This is a genomic window from Nocardioides hwasunensis (genome assembly GCF_014779665.1).
In the GTDB taxonomy this organism is placed as follows: domain Bacteria; phylum Actinomycetota; class Actinomycetes; order Propionibacteriales; family Nocardioidaceae; genus Nocardioides; species Nocardioides hwasunensis.
This window is the reverse complement of the sequence record NZ_JACXYY010000003.1, coordinates 148,600-169,440: the sequence shown is the minus strand read 5'-3', so window position 1 is coordinate 169,440 and position 20,841 is coordinate 148,600. Positions and strand designations below refer to the sequence as shown.

18 protein-coding genes are annotated in these 20,841 nt (G+C 71.2%); 13 read left to right on the top strand and 5 right to left on the bottom strand.

Translation table 11 applies throughout. The features are described from left to right. Positions 1 to 91 precede the first annotated feature (91 nt). Positions 92 to 2,785, top strand: a complete 2,694-nt coding sequence (acnA, locus tag IEZ25_RS07920) for an aconitate hydratase AcnA (protein ID WP_191198873.1) — start codon at positions 92 to 94, stop codon at positions 2,783 to 2,785. 130 nt (positions 2,786 to 2,915) lie between these two features. Continuing rightward, positions 2,916 to 3,608 (top strand): DUF3105 domain-containing protein, encoded by a 693-nt coding sequence (locus IEZ25_RS07915; RefSeq protein ID WP_191198872.1) that lies wholly within the window; start codon positions 2,916 to 2,918, stop codon positions 3,606 to 3,608. 22 nt (positions 3,609 to 3,630) lie between these two features. Here IEZ25_RS07915 and IEZ25_RS07910 read toward each other — a convergent pair whose 3' ends face one another. Continuing rightward, positions 3,631 to 4,467: an alpha/beta fold hydrolase gene (locus IEZ25_RS07910; RefSeq protein WP_191198871.1), complete on the bottom strand. Its 837-nt coding sequence runs from the start codon at positions 4,465 to 4,467 to the stop codon at positions 3,631 to 3,633. Between the two features lie 126 nt (positions 4,468 to 4,593). Between IEZ25_RS07910 and IEZ25_RS07905 the strand changes: the two genes are divergently transcribed. From IEZ25_RS07905 to IEZ25_RS07860, 8 genes are all read left to right on the top strand, one after another. Further along, the gene (locus IEZ25_RS07905; RefSeq protein ID WP_191198870.1) at positions 4,594 to 4,893 is read left to right on the top strand and encodes a thiamine-binding protein; all 300 of its coding nucleotides are present in this window, start codon (positions 4,594 to 4,596) and stop codon (positions 4,891 to 4,893) included. 1 nt (position 4,894) lies between these two features. Then, complete coding sequence (locus tag IEZ25_RS07900; RefSeq protein WP_191198869.1) at positions 4,895 to 5,299, top strand: YjbQ family protein; 405 nt, start codon at positions 4,895 to 4,897, stop codon at positions 5,297 to 5,299. A 7-nt stretch (positions 5,300 to 5,306) separates the two neighbouring features. Next, positions 5,307 to 5,699 (top strand): hypothetical protein, encoded by a 393-nt coding sequence (locus IEZ25_RS07895; protein ID WP_191198868.1) that lies wholly within the window; start codon positions 5,307 to 5,309, stop codon positions 5,697 to 5,699. A gap of 84 nt (positions 5,700 to 5,783) precedes the next feature. Further along, on the top strand, positions 5,784 to 6,200 hold the full coding sequence (locus IEZ25_RS07890) for a hypothetical protein (protein ID WP_191198867.1): 417 nt from the start codon (positions 5,784 to 5,786) through the stop codon (positions 6,198 to 6,200). 20 nt (positions 6,201 to 6,220) lie between these two features. Continuing rightward, the gene (locus IEZ25_RS21360) at positions 6,221 to 7,498 is read left to right on the top strand and encodes an NUDIX domain-containing protein (protein WP_224748667.1); all 1,278 of its coding nucleotides are present in this window, start codon (positions 6,221 to 6,223) and stop codon (positions 7,496 to 7,498) included. After that, entirely contained in the window at positions 7,495 to 8,418 is a 924-nt protein-coding gene (locus IEZ25_RS07870; protein ID WP_191198866.1) for an SMP-30/gluconolactonase/LRE family protein, read from the top strand. Before IEZ25_RS21360 ends, IEZ25_RS07870 begins: the two co-directional genes overlap by 4 nt. 16 nt (positions 8,419 to 8,434) lie before the next feature. Continuing rightward, positions 8,435 to 10,339, top strand: coding sequence for a 1-deoxy-D-xylulose-5-phosphate synthase (gene dxs, locus IEZ25_RS07865; RefSeq protein ID WP_191198865.1), 1,905 nt, complete (start codon positions 8,435 to 8,437; stop codon positions 10,337 to 10,339). 77 nt (positions 10,340 to 10,416) lie between these two features. After that, positions 10,417 to 11,904, top strand: coding sequence for an amino acid permease (locus IEZ25_RS07860; protein WP_191198864.1), 1,488 nt, complete (start codon positions 10,417 to 10,419; stop codon positions 11,902 to 11,904). Between the two features lie 82 nt (positions 11,905 to 11,986). Here IEZ25_RS07860 and IEZ25_RS07855 read toward each other — a convergent pair whose 3' ends face one another. Together IEZ25_RS07855 and IEZ25_RS07850 are read right to left on the bottom strand one after the other, a co-directional pair. Beyond that, complete coding sequence (locus tag IEZ25_RS07855; RefSeq protein ID WP_191198863.1) at positions 11,987 to 14,059, bottom strand: 3-hydroxyacyl-CoA dehydrogenase NAD-binding domain-containing protein; 2,073 nt, start codon at positions 14,057 to 14,059, stop codon at positions 11,987 to 11,989. Further along, positions 14,056 to 15,270 carry a thiolase family protein gene (locus IEZ25_RS07850; protein ID WP_191198862.1) on the bottom strand — a complete coding sequence of 405 codons (1,215 nt, stop codon included), beginning with the start codon at positions 15,268 to 15,270 and terminating at the stop codon, positions 14,056 to 14,058. The genes IEZ25_RS07855 and IEZ25_RS07850 overlap by 4 nt, the downstream gene beginning before the upstream one ends. 118 nt (positions 15,271 to 15,388) lie before the next feature. On the opposite strand from IEZ25_RS07850, the gene IEZ25_RS07845 reads away from it, so the two are divergent. Continuing rightward, positions 15,389 to 16,339 (top strand): PAC2 family protein, encoded by a 951-nt coding sequence (locus IEZ25_RS07845; protein WP_191198861.1) that lies wholly within the window; start codon positions 15,389 to 15,391, stop codon positions 16,337 to 16,339. Then, positions 16,339 to 17,205 (top strand): acyl-CoA thioesterase, encoded by an 867-nt coding sequence (locus IEZ25_RS07840; RefSeq protein WP_191198860.1) that lies wholly within the window; start codon positions 16,339 to 16,341, stop codon positions 17,203 to 17,205. The genes IEZ25_RS07845 and IEZ25_RS07840 overlap by 1 nt, the downstream gene beginning before the upstream one ends. Here IEZ25_RS07840 and IEZ25_RS07835 read toward each other — a convergent pair. Continuing rightward, a complete protein-coding gene (locus IEZ25_RS07835; RefSeq protein ID WP_191198859.1) occupies positions 17,202 to 18,110 on the bottom strand; it encodes a MaoC/PaaZ C-terminal domain-containing protein in 909 nt (302 codons plus the stop codon). The genes IEZ25_RS07840 and IEZ25_RS07835 overlap by 4 nt on opposite strands. After that, positions 18,110 to 19,444, bottom strand: coding sequence for a 3-oxoacyl-ACP reductase (locus tag IEZ25_RS07830; protein ID WP_191198858.1), 1,335 nt, complete (start codon positions 19,442 to 19,444; stop codon positions 18,110 to 18,112). Before IEZ25_RS07830 ends, IEZ25_RS07835 begins: the two co-directional genes overlap by 1 nt. Before the next feature lie 70 nt (positions 19,445 to 19,514). On the opposite strand from IEZ25_RS07830, the gene IEZ25_RS07825 reads away from it, so the two are divergent. Then, positions 19,515 to 20,795 (top strand): acetyl-CoA C-acetyltransferase, encoded by a 1,281-nt coding sequence (locus tag IEZ25_RS07825; protein ID WP_191198857.1) that lies wholly within the window; start codon positions 19,515 to 19,517, stop codon positions 20,793 to 20,795. Positions 20,796 to 20,841 lie beyond the last annotated feature (46 nt).

Here is a 20,841-nt window from a genome sequence, read left to right as displayed (position 1 = left end):
ACCGGAACTTAGGGTCGCCTTCCTTTTCCCGCGCTCACGCGCGACGGCAGGATGGGCACGAACCCGCGAACTCCCCGAGGAGATGTGGCTGATGGCCAGTCAGGACAGCTTCGGTGCCAAGGGCACCCTGGACGTCGACGGACAGTCCTACGAGATCTACCGCCTCGACGCGGTGAAGGGTGAGGGCCTCGACGTCGAGAGCCTGCCCTTCTCGCTCAAGGTGCTGCTGGAGAACCTGCTCCGCACCGAGGACGGCGCCGACATCACGGCCGACCACATCAAGGCGATCGCCGGCTGGGACGCGAGTGCCGCTCCCGACCAGGAGATCCAGTTCACGCCCGCCCGCGTGATCATGCAGGACTTCACCGGCGTCCCGTGCGTCGTCGACCTCGCCACCATGCGCGAGGCGATGGCCGAGCTCGGCGGCGACGCCACCAAGATCAACCCGCTCGCGCCGGCCGAGATGGTCATCGACCACTCGGTCATCGCCGACGTCTTCGGGACCCCGGCGGCGTTCGAGCGCAACGTCGAGATCGAGTACGAGCGCAACCGCGAGCGCTACCAGTTCCTGCGCTGGGGCCAGGGTGCCTTCGACGACTTCAAGGTCGTCCCGCCCGGCACCGGCATCGTCCACCAGGTCAACATCGAGCACCTCGCCCGCGTGGTCATGGTCCGCGACGGCGTCGCCTACCCCGACACCTGCGTCGGCACCGACTCCCACACCACGATGGTCAACGGCATCGGCGTGGTCGGCTGGGGCGTCGGCGGCATCGAGGCCGAGGCCGCGATGCTCGGCCAGCCGGTCTCCATGCTCATCCCGCGCGTCGTGGGCTTCAAGCTGTCGGGCGAGCTGCCCGAGGGCTCGACCGCCACCGACCTCGTGCTCACGATCACCGAGATGCTCCGCGAGCACGGCGTGGTCGGCAAGTTCGTCGAGTTCTACGGCGAGGGCGTCTCCGCACTGCCGCTGGCCAACCGCGCCACGATCGGCAACATGAGCCCGGAGTTCGGCTCGACCATCGCCGTCTTCCCGATCGACGAGCAGACCGTCGACTACCTCCGCCTCACCGGCCGCTCCGAGGAGCAGCTCGCCCTCGTCGAGGCGTACGCCAAGGAGCAGGGCCTCTGGCACGACCCGAGCGCCGAGCCGCGCTACAGCGAGCAGCTCGAGCTCGACGTCTCCACCGTCGTGCCGTCGCTCGCCGGTCCGAAGCGTCCCCAGGACCGGGTCGAGGTCACCAAGGCCCAGGAGAGCTTCCAGAAGGCGCTCGCCGACTACACCGAGGACAAGGACGCGAAGGCGACCGTGAGCCTCGACGGCCAGGAGTTCGAGATCGGCCACGGCGCCGTCACGATCGCCGCGATCACCTCCTGCACCAACACCTCGAACCCGAGCGTGATGATCGGTGCGGCCCTGCTCGCCAAGAACGCCGTCGACAAGGGCCTCTCGCGCAAGCCGTGGGTCAAGACCACGCTGGCGCCCGGCTCCAAGGTGGTGTCCGACTACTACGACCGCGCCGGCCTGACGCCGTACCTCGACAAGCTCGGCTTCAACCTCGTCGGCTACGGCTGCACGACGTGCATCGGCAACTCCGGCCCGCTCATCCCCGAGGTCAGCGCGGCCGTCAACGAGGCCGACCTCGCGGTCACCTCGGTGCTGTCGGGCAACCGCAACTTCGAGGGTCGGATCAACCCCGACATCAAGATGAACTACCTCGCGTCCCCGCCGCTCGTGGTGGCCTACGCGCTGGCCGGGTCAATGGACCTCGACCTGTTCAACGACGCGCTGGGCCAGGACCAGGACGGCAACGACGTCTTCCTGAAGGACATCTGGCCCAGCCCGACCGAGGTCGAGGAGACGATCGCGCAGGCGATCAACTCCGAGATGTTCAACGAGTCCTACCAGGACGTCTTCGCCGGTGACGAGCGCTGGCAGTCGCTTCCCACGCCCGAGGGCAACACGTTCGAGTGGGACGAGAACAGCACCTACGTCCGTCGCGCGCCCTACTTCGACGGCATGCCGCACGAGCCGGAGCCGGTCACCGACATCGTCGCCGCCCGGGTGCTGCTCAAGCTGGGTGACTCGGTCACGACCGACCACATCAGCCCGGCCGGCGCGATCAAGAAGGACAGCCCGGCGGGTCGCTACCTCGCCGAGCACGGCGTCGACCAGCGCGACTTCAACTCCTACGGCTCGCGCCGCGGCAACCACGAGATCATGATCCGCGGCACGTTCGCCAACATCCGCCTGCGCAACCAGCTCGCGCCGGGCACCGAGGGCGGCGTCACGCGCGACTTCACCACCACCGACGGTGACGTCACCAGCGTCTTCGAGGCCAGCGAGCACTACCAGGCCGCCGGCACGCCGCTGGTCGTCCTGGCCGGCAAGGAGTACGGCTCGGGGTCCTCGCGAGACTGGGCCGCCAAGGGCACCGCCCTGCTGGGCGTCAAGGCCGTCATCGCCGAGTCCTACGAGCGCATCCACCGCTCGAACCTCATCGGCATGGGCGTCATCCCGCTCCAGTTCCCCGCGGGCAAGACGGCCGACGACCTGGGCCTCACCGGCGCCGAGATCATCTCGATCTCCGGCATCACCGAGCTCAACGACGGCACCACGCCCAAGACGGTCACCGTCAAGGTCGAGCCGGCTCCCGGCACCGACCAGGCGCACGGCGAGACCAGCGAGTTCGAGGCCGTCGTGCGCATCGACACCCCGGGTGAGGCGAACTACTACCGCAACGGCGGGATCATGCAGTACGTCCTGCGCAACCTCCTGCGCGGCTGACCGCACGCGTCGGCTGAGCATCACACGGCCGCGTCCAGGCTCCCTGGGCGCGGCCGTGCCGCGTCCTGGAGGGAGCCGACCGAGGGCGGGGTCGACCTCGGCGCATGGCCCCGATCGGTAGCCTGACGCCGTGAACGACGACGAGCGGCCAGAGCAGGTCGAGCCGGCACCGCCCGTCGAGCCAGGGGGCCTGGCCGCACCCCGCGCCGCGGGCGAGTTCGTCGAGGCCGGGACGGAGCACCGCCGCAGCCTGCCGCTCGTGCTCGCCACCGCCAGTGCCGTGCTCGTGCTCGGTGCCGCGCTGGTCGCGCCTCTGGTCGACCGGGCCATCCGGGGTGAGGAGGACGCCCAGCGCGCCCTCGACCTGTCCGAGGTGCAGACGTGGGACATCACCGACCGCTCGCACACCACCGACGACGTCAACTACCCCCAGGACCCGCCTGCGGGCGGTGCGCATGCGCCGATCTGGCTGGCATGCGGTGTCTACGACGAGCCGGTGCGCGACGAGAACGCGGTCCACGACCTCGAGCACGGCACCACGTGGATCACCCACGACCCCGACCTGTCGGCCGACGACGTCGACCAGCTGGCGTCCGTGCTGCCCGACAACGGCATCATGTCCCCGCGCGAGGGCCTGCCCTCGCCCGTGGTCATCACCGTGTGGGGCGCCCAGCTCCAGCTGGACGGCGCCGACGACTCGCGCCTCGCCCTCTTCCTCGAGGAGTACGGCGACGGGCACACCGCACCCGAGTTCGGGGTCTCCTGCGAGGGCGGCACCCCCGACCCGGGAGGCGGGCTTCCGGGCCAGGGGGCCAACGCCTGAGGTCGTTGGTGCTGCGTGGAGGTCAGCGCTCCAGGAAGTGCAGGAGCGAGCGGTTGAACTCCTCGGCGTGGCTCACGTTGAACCCGTGCGGTGCGCCCTCGACGACGACCAGCTCGGAGCTGGCGATCGCCGCGTGCGTCCGTCGGCCGGACCCCTCGACGGGGACGATGCCGTCCGCGTCGCCGTGGATCACCAGGGCAGGCACGGTGACCTTCGTCAGGTCGTCGCGGAAGTCGGTGGTCCCGAAGGCCTCCATGCAGCCGAGGGCGGCGGTCTGGTCGCTCTGGTGGCACAGGGCGATGGCCTGCTGTCGCTGCTCCTCGGTCACCTTCAGCTCGCCGCCCGCGGAGAAGAAGTCCGTCGTGAACCCGTCGAAGAAGGTCGCGCGGTCGTCCTTGAGGCCCTGCTCCATCTCGCCGGCCGCGTCCTCGGTGAGGGGACCATCGGGGTTGTCGTCGGTCTTCATCAGGTACGGCGGCACGGCTGCGGCGAACACGACAGAGTGGATCCGGTCCTCGCCGTGCTTGGCGACGTAGCGCGCGACCTCGCCGCCGCCCATCGAGAAGCCGACCAGCGTGACGTCGGTCAGCTCGAGCTCGGTGAGCACGCTGTCGAGGTCGTCGGCGAGCGTGTCGTAGTCGTAGCCCTTGGACGGCTTGTCGCTGCGCCCGAAGCCGCGGCGGTCGTAGGCGACGACCCGGTAGCCGGCATCGCGCAGCGGGCCGACCTGCTCGCTCCACGACTCGCCGGAGAGCGGCCAGCCGTGGATCAGGACGACGGGGCGTCCGGAGCCACCCGAATCGTCGACGTGGACCTTCGTCCTGCTGAGGAGTCCGGAGCTTGCGGTGACATCGGGCATGTGGTCATCCTTCCTCGAGAGCCCGTAGGTACGGGCCGTTGTGAGTGCTTCGAACGTAGGCACGCCTGCGGATGGGTCGGGCCACCCGAAGAGGTGCCCTGCACCGGGGCGACTAGCCTCGTGATCATGCTGGTTGCCTTCTCGATCTCACCCGTCGCCCAGGACCCGAGCGGATCGGTCACCGAGGCGGTCGCAGCCGCCGTACGAGTGGTCCGTGAGTCGGGACTGCCCCACGAGACCAACGCGATGTTCACGAACATCGAGGGGGAGTGGGACGAGGTGATGGCCGTCGTGAAGCAGGCCGTCGAGGTCGTCTCGGCCGTCTCCCCGCGCGTCGGGCTCGTGCTCAAGGCCGACATCCGCCCGGGCTACGACGGCCAGCTCGCCGCGAAGGTCGAGCGCATCGACCAGGCGCTGGCGGACTGACGTGCGCAGCGAGACCCGCACCTACCGCACCGGTGGCGACGAGGTCGTGCTCGACCTGACCCGCGACGCGGCCGACTTCGTGAGCGGTGGGGGCGACGGTCTGCTGCAGGTCTTCGTGCCGCACGCGACCGCGGGCATCGCGATCATCGAGACCGGCGCCGGGTCGGACGACGACCTGCTGGCCGCCCTCGGCGACCTGCTCCCGGCCGACGACCGGTGGCGGCACCGGCACGGCTCTCCCGGCCACGGCCGCTCGCACGTGATGCCCGCGATCGTGCCGCCGCACTGCACGGTGCCGGTGCTCGGCGGACGCCTCGCGCTCGGGACCTGGCAGAGCATCTGTCTGGTCGACCTCAACGTCGACAACGCCCGGCGCGAGGTGCGCTGGTCCTTCCTCGAGGGCTGACGTCACCGTGGACTGGGCGCGTGCGACCGTGGCGGGGCACGCGCACGAACTGCCCGGCGACGACCTGGTGACGGCCGACGTCGTGATGGATCGCGGCTTCGACCTCGCCGCACCGCCGCACGACGTGTGGCCCTGGCTGGTGCAGCTCGGCAAGCGACGCGCCGGGTGGTACCTGCCCAGGAGCGTCGAGCGGTTCGTCCCACCCTCGCGCCGCGGCCGCACCGACCTCACCTGGTGCCTGCACGTCCTGCCGACGCCGGACGGCGGCACCCGGGTGCACCTGCGCCTCCGGCTCGGTCCCGTACGCCGCCGTCGGGTGGCGACGTACGCCGGTGGGGTCGTCGACGCGCTCACCATCAGTGGCCTGGCGGCGGGGATGCGCGAGCGCGTCGGGCGCTAGCGTGGCGGCCATGGGTGCGCCGTTCGAGGTCCGACCTCCGGCGTCGACCCATCGCATCGAACAGGTGTTCGATAGACTGGGGCGGTGTTCCCGCTTCCTCAACCGCGCCAGCGGCCCACACCGCCGCCGGGGCACCCGGGCGTCGCGCCTGCGGGTTGGCCGCACCAGGTCCGCCCGCCCGACGCGCCCGACTGGGAGGCCACCGCGGCCAGCTGGCTGCTCGACCTCTGCCCGCCCGACTACCGCCGCTTCCCCGGGCTGCGCCGACACGTCGTCGTCCTGGCCCGCTTCGCCGTGCTCCACGTCGAGGCACAGCAGCAGGCCACCCGACGGGGCCTGAGCGAGATCCGCGGAGACCTCAAGGACGTCACGACCGCAGCGGTCGTCGAGGCGGCGGTGCAGACCTTCCAGCTCGAGGACGCCCGGCTCCTCGGCGTACGCCGCGAGGTGGGGCTGGTCGAGGAGGCGCTGCGCGGGCGGCGCTTCCGGCCACAGATGTGAGGCCTGGCTAGGGTCACACGATGCATCGGTTCGCAGCGGTCGCGGTCGTCGACGTCTTCGGCCGCCTGCTCATGCAGGAGCGGGGCGACGACGCGCTGCACGACCCCGGACGCTGGGGCTACCCCGGTGGTGACCTCGAGCACGGCGAGGACTTCGTCGACGCAGCCGTCCGCGAGCTGCAGGAGGAGACCGCGCTCCGGGTCGAGGCGTCGGAGCTCGAGTCGCTGGGGATCCACCGGTTTCGGAGCGACTCCTGCGGGGAGGACGACGAGCTCGGGCTGTTCGCCGTACGACTCGACGTCGGCGACGACGACCTCGTGTGCGGCGAGGGCCGACAGGTCCGGTTCGTCGACCCGGAGTCGTTCACCGGCGACCAGCTCCACCAGGCCGTGCGCCTCACCCTGCCGATGACCTTGGCGTGGCGTGCCGCGCAGGAGCGCAGCGACTTCGTCTGCCTGACCCTCGTCGACCCGCGGGGGTGGTTCCTCATGCAGGAGCGGGACGAGCACGCGCCGGTCTGGCCGGACACGTGGTGCTTCCCCGGTGGAGGGATCGTGCCGGGGGAGAGCCTGCGGGCGGCGGCGCTCCGGGAGCTGGCCGAGGAGACAGGCATCGTGCTCGACGCCGATGCACCCCACGACCTGGGCGAGTTCCGGGTCGAGTCACCGCTCGGCCGCTTCCGCTACCACGCGTTCGTCGCGCCGACGGAGCTCGGCGACGTCGACGTCGACTGCCGTGAGGGCCGTCAGATCGTGTTCGTGGATCCGGCCACGCTGACCGACCGGCCCCTCGTGAGCTCGACCGAGCGAGTACTGGGGGCACTGCGTGGCTGGGCGATCGAGCACACCCCGGTCCCGCCGCCCGACGCCCGCGGCTTCGCCGGCGTGATCCTTGTCGACCGGCGCGGCTGGATCCTGCTGCAGGAGCGTGACAGCAACCCGCGGATCGACCCGGACTGCTGGGGGCTCTCCGGTGGCCATCTCGAGGGTGACGAGGACCCGGCTGCGGGCGCGCTGCGCGAGCTGGAGGAGGAGACCGGTGTGCGCCTCGAGGTGGGGGACCTGCACGAGGTCGGGGCGTTCGCCAACGACCACCGTGCGTCCTACGGCACCTGGGACCGGATGTGGGTCTACGCGGCCGCCGTCGACCTCACCGACGCCGACATCGACTGCCGCGAGGGTCGCCAGATCGTCTTCGTCGATCACGCCACGGTGTCCGACCTCCGGCTCACCAGGGGCGGGGAGGGCATCGTCCCGGCCTTCCTCCGCAGCGACGTCTACGCCAGCATGGCGTTATGAGCCTCACTGTGCACCCGGTTCCCGGGCCCGGCGCCGAGGACGTCGTCGTGGGCCTGGACGGCACCGTCTTCACCGGCACGGAGGACGGCGCGATCTGGGCCGTCGACCCCGCGAGCGGAAGCGTGCGCCGTGTCGCCGACACGGGTGGTCGGCCGCTCGGCATCGAGCTGCTGGGCGGCGACCTCCTCGTCTGCGACGCCGTACGCGGCGTGCTCCGGGTCGCGCCCGCCACCGGTGCGGTCGACGTGCTGGTCGGCGAGGTCGACGGCGGGCCGATGCGCTTCTGCAACAACGCCGCCGTCGCGACCGACGGCACGATCTGGTTCAGCGACTCCTCGCTCCACCACGGCATCACCCAGTGGAAGGACGACTTCGTCCAGGACACCCGCACCGGGCGCCTGATCCGCCGCGACCCCGACGGCACGGTCACCGTGGCGCTCGACGGCCTCGCGTTCTCCAACGGCGTCGCGCTGGCCGCCGACGAGTCCTATGTGGCGGTCGCCGAGTGCCGCGGGCGCACCGTCGTACGCCTCTGGCTGACCGGCCCGCGAGCCGGCGAGCGCGACCACCTCGTCACCGATCTCCCCGGCTATCCCGACAACATCAGCCGCGGCAGCGACGGCCTCGTCTGGGTGACGGTCGCGAGCCCGGTCGACCCGGTCGTGGAGGCGCTCGTGCGGGCGCCGATGGCGCTGCGCCGCCTCGTCACCAAGGTCCCCGAGGCGCTGCAGCCCCGGCCGAAGCGGACGATCCGGGTGCAGGCCTACGCCGACGACGGTCGGCTCGTGCACGACCTCGACCTGCAGCAGCCCGAGCACGGCCCGGGCTACCACATGGTCACCGGCGTCCGCGAGCACGACGGCCGGGTCTGGATGGGGAGCCTCGAGGAGGCCGCGGTAGCGGTGTACGACCTGCCATGAAATAGACTCGGGCGCTATGGCACTCCTCGACTCGATCGCCTCTCCGAGCGACCTCCGTGGACTCTCGCCGGAGCAGCTGGACGAGCTGGCCGCCGAGATCCGTGACGTGATGATCCGCACCGTCGCCACCAACTCCGGACACCTCGGGCCCAACCTCGGCGTGGTCGAGCTGACGCTGGCCATCCACCGGGTCTTCGACTCCCCGCGCGACCGCGTCGTGTTCGACACCGGGCACCAGTCCTACGTCCACAAGCTCGTCACCGGTCGTCATGCCGACTTCGCGAGCCTGCGCAAGGAGGGTGGCGTCAGCGGCTACCCGAGCCAGGCCGAGTCCGAGCACGACATCGTCGAGAACTCGCACGCCTCGACCTCGCTGTCCTACGCCGACGGCCTCGCGAAGGCGTACGCCATCCGCGGCGAGGACCGGCACGTCGTCGCCGTCATCGGCGACGGCGCGCTCACCGGCGGGATGGCGTGGGAGGCGCTCAACAACATCGCCATCGCGAAGAGCAGCCGGCTCGTGATCGTGGTCAACGACAACGAGCGCTCCTACACGCCGACCATCGGTGGCCTGGCCACGGCGCTGACGTCGCTGCGCACCAACCCGCGCTACGAGCAGGTCCTCGACCTGGTCAAGAAGCGCCTCAACGCGGTCCCCGGCGTCGGCCACGCGGCCTACGACGCCCTCCACGCGATGAAGAAGGGGATGAAGGACGCGCTCGCGCCCCAGGGCCTCTTCGAGGACCTCGGCCTCAAGTACGTCGGCCCCGTCGACGGCCACGACCGCGCCGCCATGGAGCAGGCGCTGACCAACGCCAAGCGCTTCGGCGGCCCGGTGATCGTGCACGCCATCACCCGCAAGGGCCAGGGCTACGACCCTGCGCTGCGGCACGAGGCCGACCAGTTCCACGCGCCCGGTCCCTTCGACGTCCAGACCGGCGCGGAGAAGCCCAAGGGCAAGATCTGGACCGACCACTTCTCCGAGGCGATCGTCGACCTCGGTGCCCGGCGCGAGGACGTCGTGGCCCTCACCGCCGCGATGATGCACCCGGTCGGACTCGACGCGTTCGCCCAGAAGTACCCCGAGCGCACCTTCGACGTCGGCATCGCCGAGCAGCACGCCGTCACCTCGGCCGCCGGCCTCGCGATGGGTGGCCTGCACCCGGTGTTCGCGGTCTACGCCACCTTCCTCAACCGTGCCTTCGACCAGGTCCTGATGGACGTCGCGCTGCACAGGTGCGGCGTGACCTTCGTGCTCGACCGCTCGGGCGTCACCGGCGACGACGGCGCGAGCCACAACGGCATGTGGGACATGTCGATCCTGCAGGTCGTCCCTGGTCTGCGCTTGGCCGCACCCCGCGACGTCACCCGGCTCCACGAGCTGCTCGACGAGGCCGTCCAGGTCGACGACGCGCCGACGGTGGTGCGGTTCCCGAAGGGCCCGCCGCCCGCGGACGTGCCCGCGATCGACCGCGCCGGCGGCGCCGACGTCCTGGTCCGCGAGGGTGAGCGTGACGTGCTGGTGGTCGCGGTCGGGTCGATGGCCACCACGGCGGTCGAGGTCGCCGCGCGGCTCACCGCCCAGGGCATCGGCGTCACCGTCGTCGACCCGCGGTGGGTCAAGCCGGTCGACCCCGCCGTCGTCGACCTCGCTCGCGAGCACCGGCTCGTCGTCAGCGTCGAGGACAACGGACGCATCGGCGGGTGCGGCGCGGTGCTGCTCCAGACCCTCAACGACGCAGGGGTGCGTACGCCGTTCCGGCTGCACGGCATCCCGCAGGAGTTCCTCGACCACGCCAAGCGCGACGCCATCCTGGCCCGCATCGGCCTCGACGCGCAGACGCTGGCCCGCGAGATCGTCGAGGACGTCACCGCTCTCGACGGTGGGCCGACCCTCGTCGAGGTCGACCACACGGCCTGAGAGGCGCTCCGCACCCGACGGCGACACCCACCTCCGGGGTGCTCGCCGCGGCGCTCCGACAGGTCTACCTTGCAGGAATGAGCATCTGGCGCACCAAGTCCATCGAGCACTCGATGGCCGACACCGAAGACCCCGAGTTCAAGCTCAAGAAGAGCCTCACCGCGCTCGACCTCACCGTGTTCGGCATCGGCGTCATCATCGGCGCCGGCATCTTCACGCTGACCGGTCGCGTCGCCCAGGCCTACGCCGGTCCCGGTGTCGTGTTCTCCTTCATGGTCGCCGCGCTCTGCTGCGGCCTGGCGGCCCTGTGCTACGCCGAGTTCGCCTCGACCGTGCCGGTCTCCGGGTCGGCGTACACGTTCTCCTACGCCACCCTCGGCGAGATGATCGCCTGGATCATCGGCTGGGACCTGATCCTCGAGCTGATGCTGGGCGCGTCGGTGGTGGCGCAGGGGTGGTCGTCCTACTTCGAGACGTTCCTCGGCGAGATCGGCCTGGGCTGGCCCGAGCAGCTCGGCTACGGCGACTCGTTCGACCTGCCGGCCTTCCTCCTCGTCGTGGTGCTGACCGCGCTGGTGGCCTTCGGCATCAAGGAGTCACTGCGGGTCAACCTCGTCCTGGTCGCCCTCAAGCTCTTCATCGTGCTGTTCGTGATCATCGCGGGCATCCAGTTCATCAACACCGACAACTACAAGCCCTTCGTCCCGCCGAGCGCCCCGGGCACGACCGGCGAGGGGTGGTTGCACACGCCGCTCATCCAGACCGTCTTCGGCGCCCCGGGCGTCTACGGCGTCGCCGGCATCCTGTTCGCCGCCTCGCTGGTCTTCTTCGCCTACATCGGCTTCGACGTCGTCGCGACGACCGCGGAGGAGGCCCGCAACCCGCAGAAGGACCTGCCGCGCGGCATCATCGGCTCGCTGATCGTCTGCACGATCCTCTACATGGCCGTCGCACTGGTGATCACCGGCATGGTCAAGTACGACGACATCAACCCCGATGCGGCACTGGCGACGGCGTTCATCGACCAGGGCAAGGACGGCTACGCCACCCTCATCTCCGCGGGCGCGGTGGCCGGCCTGACCACGGTGGTGATGACGCTGATGATCGGGGCGGTGCGCGTGTTCTTCGCGATGAGCCGCGACGGCCTCATGCCGACCGCGCTGGCGCACGTGAACCCCAGGACCGGCACCCCTGTCCGGATCACGCTCGTGATCGGCCTGGTCGTCGCGCTGGTCGCGTCGCTGACGCCGATCGGCAAGCTCGAGGAGATGGTCAACATCGGCACCCTGTCGGCGTTCGCCCTCGTCTCGATCGCCGTGCCCATCCTCCGCAAGAACCGCCCCGACCTCGAGCGGTCCTTCCGGGTGCCGTTCTCCCCGTTCGTGCCGTGGCTCTCGGCCGCGATCTGTGTCTTCCTGATGCTCAACCTCACCGCCGAGACGTGGCTGCGGTTCCTGGTCTGGATGGCGCTCGGGTTCGCGATCTACTTCGGCTACGGCTACAAGCACAGCCGGGTCGGCCAGGGCATCGGCGAGCCGGCGAAGGACTACTCCGGCCGCGACTAGCCGCCCGCTCAGGAGCGGTGAGTGAGACATGTTCTCGGACCTCAGATCCTGTCTCACTCACCGCTCGGCGTCGGTCAGCGCGTCAGTGGAACCGCTGGCCGGACACCTTCTCGGAGATGCCGAGGACGTCGAGCATGAAGGTCAGGCCGCCGTTCCAGAAGGAGAACCCGGCACCGGCGATCATCGCCAGGTCGATGTCCTGCGGAGCGGCGACGACGCCCTCGTCGAGCATCAGGCGCGCCTCCTCGGCCAGGCCGGAGAGCGTCCGCTCGCGGACCTCACCGGCGGAGAGCACCACCGGCGAGGCCGGCTTCTCGAGCAGCTCCTCCACCGACGGGTCGAGCTGGCCGTCCGGGCCGTAGTAGCCCGACTTGCGAGCCGCGACGAGCCGCTCGAGGGCGGGGGAGACGTAGAACCGCTCCGGGAACGCGCCCTTCAGCGTCTCGACGTTGTGCAGCGCGATCGCCGGGCCCACGAGCGACAGCAGCTGATAGGGCGGCATCGGCGCGATCCCGGCGAAGGCACCGTCGGCCACGGAGACCGGAGTGCCCTCGTCGACGATGCGGCCGACCTCGCTCATGAAGCGGCCGAGCAGCCGGTTGACGATGAACGACGGGCTGTCCTCGACCAGGATCGACGTCTTCTTGAGCGTCTTCCCCGTGGCGAAGGCGGTCGCCAGGGTGGCGTCGTCCGTGGCCTCGCCGCGGACGATCTCCAGGAGCGGCATGACCGCGACCGGGTTGAAGAAGTGGAAGCCCACGACCCGCTCGGGGTGCTCGAGGTCGGCGGCCATCTCGGTGATCGACAGCGAGGAGGTGTTGGTCGCCAGCACGCACGCGGGCGAGACGACCTTCTCCACGTCGGCGAAGACGGTCTTCTTGACCGACATCTCCTCGAAGACGGCCTCGATCACGAAGTCGGCGTCACCGAAGGCGACCTGCTTGTCGGTCTCGCCGGAGACGAGCGCCTTGTGCCGGTTGGCCTTGTCCTGGCTGATCCGGCCCTTGGCGAGCAGCTTGTCGATCTCGGCGTGGACGTAGGCGACGCCCTTGTCGGCCCGCTCCTGGTCGAGGTCGGTCAGCACGACGGGCACCTCGAGGCGGCGTACGAAGAGCAGTGCCAGCTGGCTGGCCATCAGGCCGGCACCCACGATGCCCACCTTGGTCACCGGCCGCGCGAGCGACCTGTCCGGCGCGCCGGCGGGCCGCTTGGCGCGCTTCTGCACCAGGTCGAAGGAGTACAGCGACGCGAGCAGCTCGGGGGTCTGCGACATCGCGTGCAGCGCGTCGTCCTCGGCTGCGAAGCCGGTGTCGCGGTCGGTGTCGCGCGCCGCGGCGATGAGCTCGACGGCCTTCGCGGCAGCGGGGGAGGCGCCCCCGGTCTTGGCCGCCACGATCCCTCGGGCTCGTTCGATCGCGGCGTCCCAGGCCTCACCACGGTCGATGGCGGGACGCGACACCGTGGTCTCCCCGCGGACGACCGAGGCCGCCCAGAGCAGCGACTGCTCGAGGAAGTCGGCACCGTTGAAGACCGCGTCGGCCAGCCCGAGCTCGTACGCCGCCTGCCCGCCGAGCGTCTTGCCCTGGTTGAGCGGGTTCTCGACGATCAGCGTCACCGCCTTGTCGGCACCGACGAGGTTCGGCACGAGCCACGCGCCGCCCCAGCCGGGCACGAGGCCGAGCATGACCTCGGGCAGGCCGAGCGCCGGCGCGGAGTCCATGACGGTGCGGTAGGTGCAGTGCAGCGCGACCTCGAGGCCGCCGCCGAGGGCGAGGCCGTTGATCAGCCCGAACGACGGCTTGCCGCCGTCCTGGAGCTTGCGGAAGGTCGCGTGGCCGAGCTCGCCGACGACGCGGACGGCGTCCGGCCCGCCGCCCTGGATCGAGACCAGGTCAGCGCCGGCCGCCAGGATGAACGGCTTCCCGGTCACCGCGATCGCGTCGATCGTGTCGTCCGCCAGAGCGGCGTCGATGGCCTCGTTGAGCGCGAGCAGCGAGCCCGGTCCGAAGGTGTTGGGCTTGGTGTGGTCCTCGCCGTTGTCGAGGGTGATCAGACCGAAGGTCACGCCCGGGAGCGCGACCGTGCGCAGGTGGGCCTGGGTGACGCGCTCGGCGTCGGAGACGAGGGCCGCGGCGCGGTCGAAGATGTCACTCACGAGTCTGCTCCGTTCGAGGCCAGGCCGTTCCAGTGCGGGTTCTCCCAGATCACGGTGCCGCCCATGCCGATGCCGATGCACATGGTGGTGAGGCCGTAGCGCACCTCGGGGCGCTCGGCGAACGAGGCGGCGAGCTGGTTCATCAGGCGTACGCCGGACGACGCGAGGGGGTGGCCCATCGCGATCGCACCGCCGTAGGGGTTCACCCGGGTGTCGTCGTCGGCGATGCCGAAGTGCTCGAGGAAGGCGAGCACCTGCACGGCGAACGCCTCGTTGACCTCGAAGGCACCGATGTCGTCGATGGTGAGGCCGGCGAGACGCAGCGCCTTCTCGGTCGCCGGGATCGGCCCGGCGCCCATCACCTCGGGCTCGACGCCGACGAAGGAGTACGTCACCAGGCGCATCTTGACGGGCAGGCCGAGCTCGCGCGCGGTCTCCTCGTCGGCGAGCAGCGCCGCGGTGGCGCCGTCGTTGATGCCGGCGGCGTTGCCCGCGGTCACGTGGCCGTGCGAGCGGAACGGGGTCTTGAGCCCGGCGAGCGACTCCATCGTCGTCTCGGGGCGCATCGGCTCGTCGGTGGTGGCCAGGCCCCAGCCGGCCTCGGCCGAGCGGGTCGCCACGGGCACCAGGTCGGGCTGGATCCTGCCGGCGTCGTAGGCCGCCTTCGTCTTCTGCTGGCTGCGCACGGCGTAGGCGTCCACGCGCTGCTTGGTGATCGTGGGGTAGCGGTCGTGGAGGTTCTCCGCGGTCTTGCCCATCACGAGGGCGTCGGGGTTGACGATCCGCTCGGAGAGGATGCGTGGGTTGGGGTCGACGCCCTCGCCCATCGGGTGGCGGCCCATGTGCTCGACGCCGCCGGCGATGGCGACGTCGTAGGCACCGAAGGCGATGCCCGACGCGGTGTTGGTGACCGCGGTCATCGCGCCCGCGCACATGCGGTCGATGGAGTAGCCGGGCACGCTCTGCGGCAGGCCGGCGAGCAGGGCGGCGGTGCGACCGAGGGTCAGGCCCTGGTCGCCGATCTGCGTCGTCGCGGCGATCGCGACCTCGTCGACCCGCTCGGGCGGGAGTGACGGGTTGCGGCGCATGAGCTCGCGGATGGACTTGATGACGAGGTCGTCGGCGCGCGTCTCGGCGTACTGGCCCTTGGCCTTGCCGAACGGTGTGCGCACGCCGTCGACGAAGACGACCTCACGCTGTGGACGGGACACTTGCGGCTCCCAGGCTGGAGGGGACGGAACGGCACCAGGCTACCCATCGGTAACAACACCTGACCACTGCCGCGGGTGTGTGCCCGGTCACCCGGGGGCACCCCATAGGCTGGGGCGCATGGCCGACAGACTCGTGCACATCGTCGACGACGCCGAGGTGTCGAAGCCGACCGACGTCGGTGACCTCACGCTCGTCTGCGTGCTCACCGGATTCCTCGACGCGGGCAAGTCGGCGGAGCTGGCCGCCGCCCACCTCGCTGACCTCTCCGACGGCAAGGTGGTGGCCACCTTCGACGTCGACTCGCTGCACGACTACCGTGCGCGTCGCCCGCCGGTGACGTTCGTCCGCGACCACTACACCGACTACGAGGCGCCCCGCCTGGTGGTGCGCGCCCTGCGCGACACGGGCGGCACACCCTTCCTGCTGCTGACCGGGCCCGAGCCCGACATCAGGTGGGAGGCCTTCGCCCGCGCCGTGCGCGAGGTCGTCGAGCACTTCGGGGTGGCGCGCGTCGTGGGCCTCGGGGCCGTGCCGATGGCCGTGCCGCACACCCGCCCGATCGCGATCACCCCGCACGCCAACCGACCCGACCTGGTCCCCGGCGAGAGCCCCTGGCAGGGCGAGCTCCGAGTGCCGGCGAGCGCTCAGGCGCTGCTGGAGATCCGCCTGGGCGAGTGGGGTCACGACGCGCTCGGCTTCGTCGCCCACATCCCTCACTACCTGGCGCAGATGGAGTACCCCCAGGCTGCGCTCGTGCTGCTCGAGCACCTCGAGATCGGCGGACGGCTCACCATCGACCTCGGCGAGCTGCGTGAGGCGGCCGAGATCACCGAGAACGAGGTCGACCGCTACCTCTCCTCCCACGACGAGGTGGCCGAGGTGGTCCGCGGACTGGAGCAGCAGTACGACTCCTTCCGCGAGGCCGAGGCCGCCGGCACGTCGCTGCTCGCCGGCGACGGTTCGCTGCCCACCGGCGAAGAGATCGGCGACGCGTTCGAGGCCTTCCTGGCCGACCTCGAGGACAAGCCGAAGGACGCCGGAGACGAGTCCGGCTGGGAGGAGCGCTGATGGCCGGCAGTGCCGAGGAGCTGGCCTCGATCCTCGACCTCGAGAGGCTCGAGGTCGATCTCTACCGCGGGACGCAGGCGCGCACCGAGCGGCAGCGGGTCTTCGGCGGTCAGGTCGCCGCCCAGTCGGTGGTGGCCGCCACGCGCACCGTCGACGGCGATCACGCCCTCCACTCGCTGCACTCCTACTTCCTGCGCCCGGGCGATCCGAGCGTGCCGATCGTCTACGACGTCGAGCGCATCCGCGACGGCCGTTCGTTCGTCACCCGCCGTGTCCTGGCCCGCCAGCACGGCCGCCCGATCTACTACATGACCGCCAGCTTCCAGGTCGCCGAGTCCGGCTTCGAGCACCAGGACGGCATGCCCGACGTCCCGCCACCGCAGGACGGCATCCCGCTCGCCGAGCTCGTGCGTCGGCAGGGCCAGAGCGCGGCCGAGGAGTGGGTCCGGGAGTGGGCGGCGCTCGACGTGCGCCACGTCGGCGTGACCGGGATGGGCCTCCCCGACGATCCGGACCACCCGGCCCGCGCCCGGATCTGGATCCGCGTCGACGGCCAGCTCGCCGACGACCCCACCGTGCAGGCGGCAGCCTTCACCTACGCCAGCGACCTCACGCTGCTCGGGGCCACCCTCGTGCCGCACGGGATCACCCTCGGCTCGCCGAGGCTCCAGCCCGCGTCGCTCGACCACACGATCTGGTTCCACCGACCCTTCCGGGCCGACGAGTGGTGGCTCTACGACCAGTTCTCCCCGTTCGCCGGAGGCGCGCGTGGTCTGGCGCTGGCACGCGTGTTCACGCAGTCGGGCGAGCTCGTCGCGACGGTGGCCCAGGAGGGCCTGATCCGCAGGCACGACGGACGCAGCTAGCGCCGCGAGGCGGCTCGTGGGTCCTGGCCGACGCTCACGCGACCCAGCAGGTGGGGCGCCCCGTCCTTCGGGTTGGTCATCGCGAACGTCCAGCCCATCTGGTCCCGGCGCGCCGCGTAGGCGACGGTGCCCGGCAGGAGGACCGGCTTCTTGAAGGCGACCTCGACAGTCACGGCGTCCGGCACCCGGTTCTCGATCGCGGCGACCGACCGCGCGAGGGTCCACATGCCGTGCGCGATCTGGCGCGGGAAGCCCAGCGCCCTCGCGGTCAGCGGGTGGAGGTGGATCGGGTTGGCGTCGCCCGACACCGAGGCGTAGGTGCGCCCGAGGTCGCCGGGCAGCCGCCACTGGATGCCACCGGACGGGGGGTCCGGCACCTCGAGCCCGGCCGTCGGCTCACCGTCGACGCTGTCGCCGCGACGCAGGTAGGTCGAGGTCGACTCCCACGCGGGCTCGGCGGCCGCCGTGACGGTCGTGGTGAAGTCGAGGAGCACCCCGCGTGCGTGCGGGCGCGGTGGCCCGACGTCGGTCCGGACGTCGAGCGCCTCGCCGACGCGCACGGCCCGGTGGGCGGTGATCGCGTTCTCGACGTGCACCATGCCGATCGCGGCATAGGGGAAGGCCGCGTCACCCATGATCGCCATGTGCAGCGGGAAGGCGAGCAGGTGCGGATAGGTCAGCGGCACGACGTCCCTGCGCGGGAAGCCGCACACCGCGGCGTACGCGTCCACCCGCGCGCGCTCGACGACGGCATTCGTGCGGGCGTACGCCAGACCGGTGAACCCGGCCGCGGACCGCTTGCGCACACCTGGCAGCCGGTTCACGCCGGGCACGGCGGGGAGTGCCGCGTGCAGCAGCGTGCGGAGGCGTCCGGGCTCGCCGTGCAGGAGCTTGGCGTCCGTCATCAGGCGCCCAGCATCATCTGGCCGCACACGCGCACGACGTTACCGTTCACCGCGCCCGATCCCGCGCTGGCGAACCACGCGACGGTCTCGGCGACGTCCACGGGCAGGCCGCCCTGCGACATCGCGTTGAGCCGCTGCCCGACCTCCCGGGTCGCGAACGGCACGGCGGCGGTCATCTGGGTGACGATGAACCCCGGCGCGACGGCGTTGACCGTGATCCCGTCGGCCAGCTCGTCGCGCAGGCTCTCGACGAGGCCGATGATGCCGGCCTTCGAGGTCGCGTAGTTGGTCTGGCCGACGTTGCCCGCGATCCCGGCGATCGAGGCGACGCCGACGATCCGGCCGGCGGCGTTGACCACGCCTGCGTCGAGGAGCTCGCGGGTGATCAGCTCCGGCGCGGTCAGGTTGACCGCGATCACGCTGCTCCACCGGTCCTCGGCCATGTTGGCGAGCCGTCGGTCGCGGGTGATGCCGGCGTTGTGGACGACGACGTCCACCCCGCCGTGGTGCTCGCGCAGGTGGTGGGCGATCCGCTGCGGCGCGTCGGGGGCGGTGATGTCGAGGACGAGGTGGTCCCCGTCGAGCTCGGTCATCAGGTCCTGCAGCTCACTGGCGGCCTGGGGCACGTCGACGCCGACGACCGTGGCGCCGTCGCGGTGCAGCACCCGGGCGATCTCCTCGCCGATCCCGCGGCTGGCGCCCGTGACGAGCGCGACCTTGCCGTCGAGCGGCCGGGTCCAGTCGGCCACGGCTTCGGTGGAGGTCGAGCCGTGCGCGCCGATGCGGACGACCTGGCCCGACACGTAGGCCGACTTGGGGGACAGGAGGAAGGCGAGAGTCGAGTCGACCGCCCCGTCGGCGGCGGGGGCGACGTAGACCAGCTGGACGGTCCCACCGCGCCCGATCTCCTTGCCGAGCGAGCGGGTGAAGCCCTCGAGCGCGCGCTGGGCGACGCGCTCGCCGCCCGACGTCAGCTCCGGCGGCGTACCGACCACGACGACGCGCGGGCAGGACTCGAGCCGGCGCATCAAGGGTGTGAAGAACTCCTGCAGCGCGAGGAGGCCACCGGTGTCGGTGATGCCGGTCGCGTCGAACACGAGTGCCTTGGCACGTACGCCGTCCTCGAGCGAGGTCGCCGATGCGATGCCGAGGCCGTCGAGGGTCGTCGGGAGGATCTCGGCGATGCGGCCGTCGCCTCCGAGCACGACGAGGCCGTCGACGAGCCGGTCGCCCGCGCCCCACCGCTCGAGCGCCGTGGGGTCGGGCAGGCCTAGGTTCTTGACCAGCAGCCGTCCGATCGGGGTGGACGCGAAGCCCTGGTAGCGGTCGCTCATGGGGTCGGGAGCCTTCCGTGGGTGTGGCGGGACGGACCGGTGTAACTCGGAGTGACACTAGGATAGGAAGATGCAGCCCACCACCCGCCCGGTCGCCGTCGTCGGCGGCAACCGCATCCCGTTCGCGCGCTCGAACACGGTCTACGCCGGGGTCTCCAACCAGGAGATGCTGACCGCTGCGATCGACGGCCTCGCCGACCGGTTCGACCTCCGGGGCGAGCGCCTCGGTGAGGTGGTGGCCGGCGCCGTGCTCAAGCACTCGCGCGACTTCAACCTGACCCGCGAGTCGGTGCTCGGCTCGCGTCTCGCGCCCGAGACGCCGGCGACCGACATCCAGCAGGCGTGCGGCACCGGGCTCCAGGCGGCGATCCAGGTCGCCGGCAAGATCGCGCTCGGCGTGATCGACGTCGGGGTCGCCGGTGGCACCGACACCACCTCCGACGCGCCGGTCGCCATCAGCGACCGGCTGCGGAAGAAGCTGATGCGGGTCAACGCGGCCAAGGACACCGCGAGCCGCGTCAAGGCACTCGGCGCCATCCGACCGGGTGACATCGGACTGGAGATCCCGCAGAACGGCGAGCCCCGCACCCGCCTCTCGATGGGCGAGCACGCGGCGCTCACCGCGCTCGAGTGGCGGATCTCCCGCGAGGCGCAGGACGAGCTCGCGGCCCGGTCGCACCACCGCCTCGCGCGGTCCTACGAGGAGGGCTTCCACGACGACCTGATCACGCCCTTCCGGGGGGTCGAGCGCGACAACAACCTGCGTCCGGACTCCACGGTGGAGAAGCTGGCCACGCTCAGGCCGGTCTTCGGCAAGGGCTCCGCTGCGACCATGACGGCCGGCAACAGCACCCCGCTGTCCGACGGCGCGTCCGCCGTCCTGCTCTCCAGCGACGAGTGGGCCGAGGAGCGGGGCCTGCCCGTGCTCGCGCACCTCGTCGATGCGGAGACCGCGGCGGTCGACTACGTCAACGGTCACGAAGGCCTGCTGATGGCACCGGCGTACGCCGTCCCGCGGATGCTGGCGCGCAACGGGCTCACCCTGCAGGACTTCGACGTCTACGAGATCCACGAGGCGTTCGCCTCGCAGGTGCTCGCCACCCTCGCCGCCTGGGAGGACCCGGTGTTCTGCCGGCAGCGGCTCGGTCTCGACGCCCCGCTGGGCGCGATCGATCGCGAGAAGCTCAACGTCAACGGCTCGTCGCTCGCGGCCGCGCACCCCTTCGCCGCGACCGGCGGCCGGATCCTTCCCGTCGCCGCCAAGCTGCTCGCGCAGAGGGGCTCGGGCCGAGCGCTGATCTCGATCTGCGCAGCCGGCGGGCAGGGCGTCGTGGCGATCCTGGAGCGCTGACCGAAGGTCCGGTCAGCATCGTTCCAGGACCGGGTCAGGACCGGGT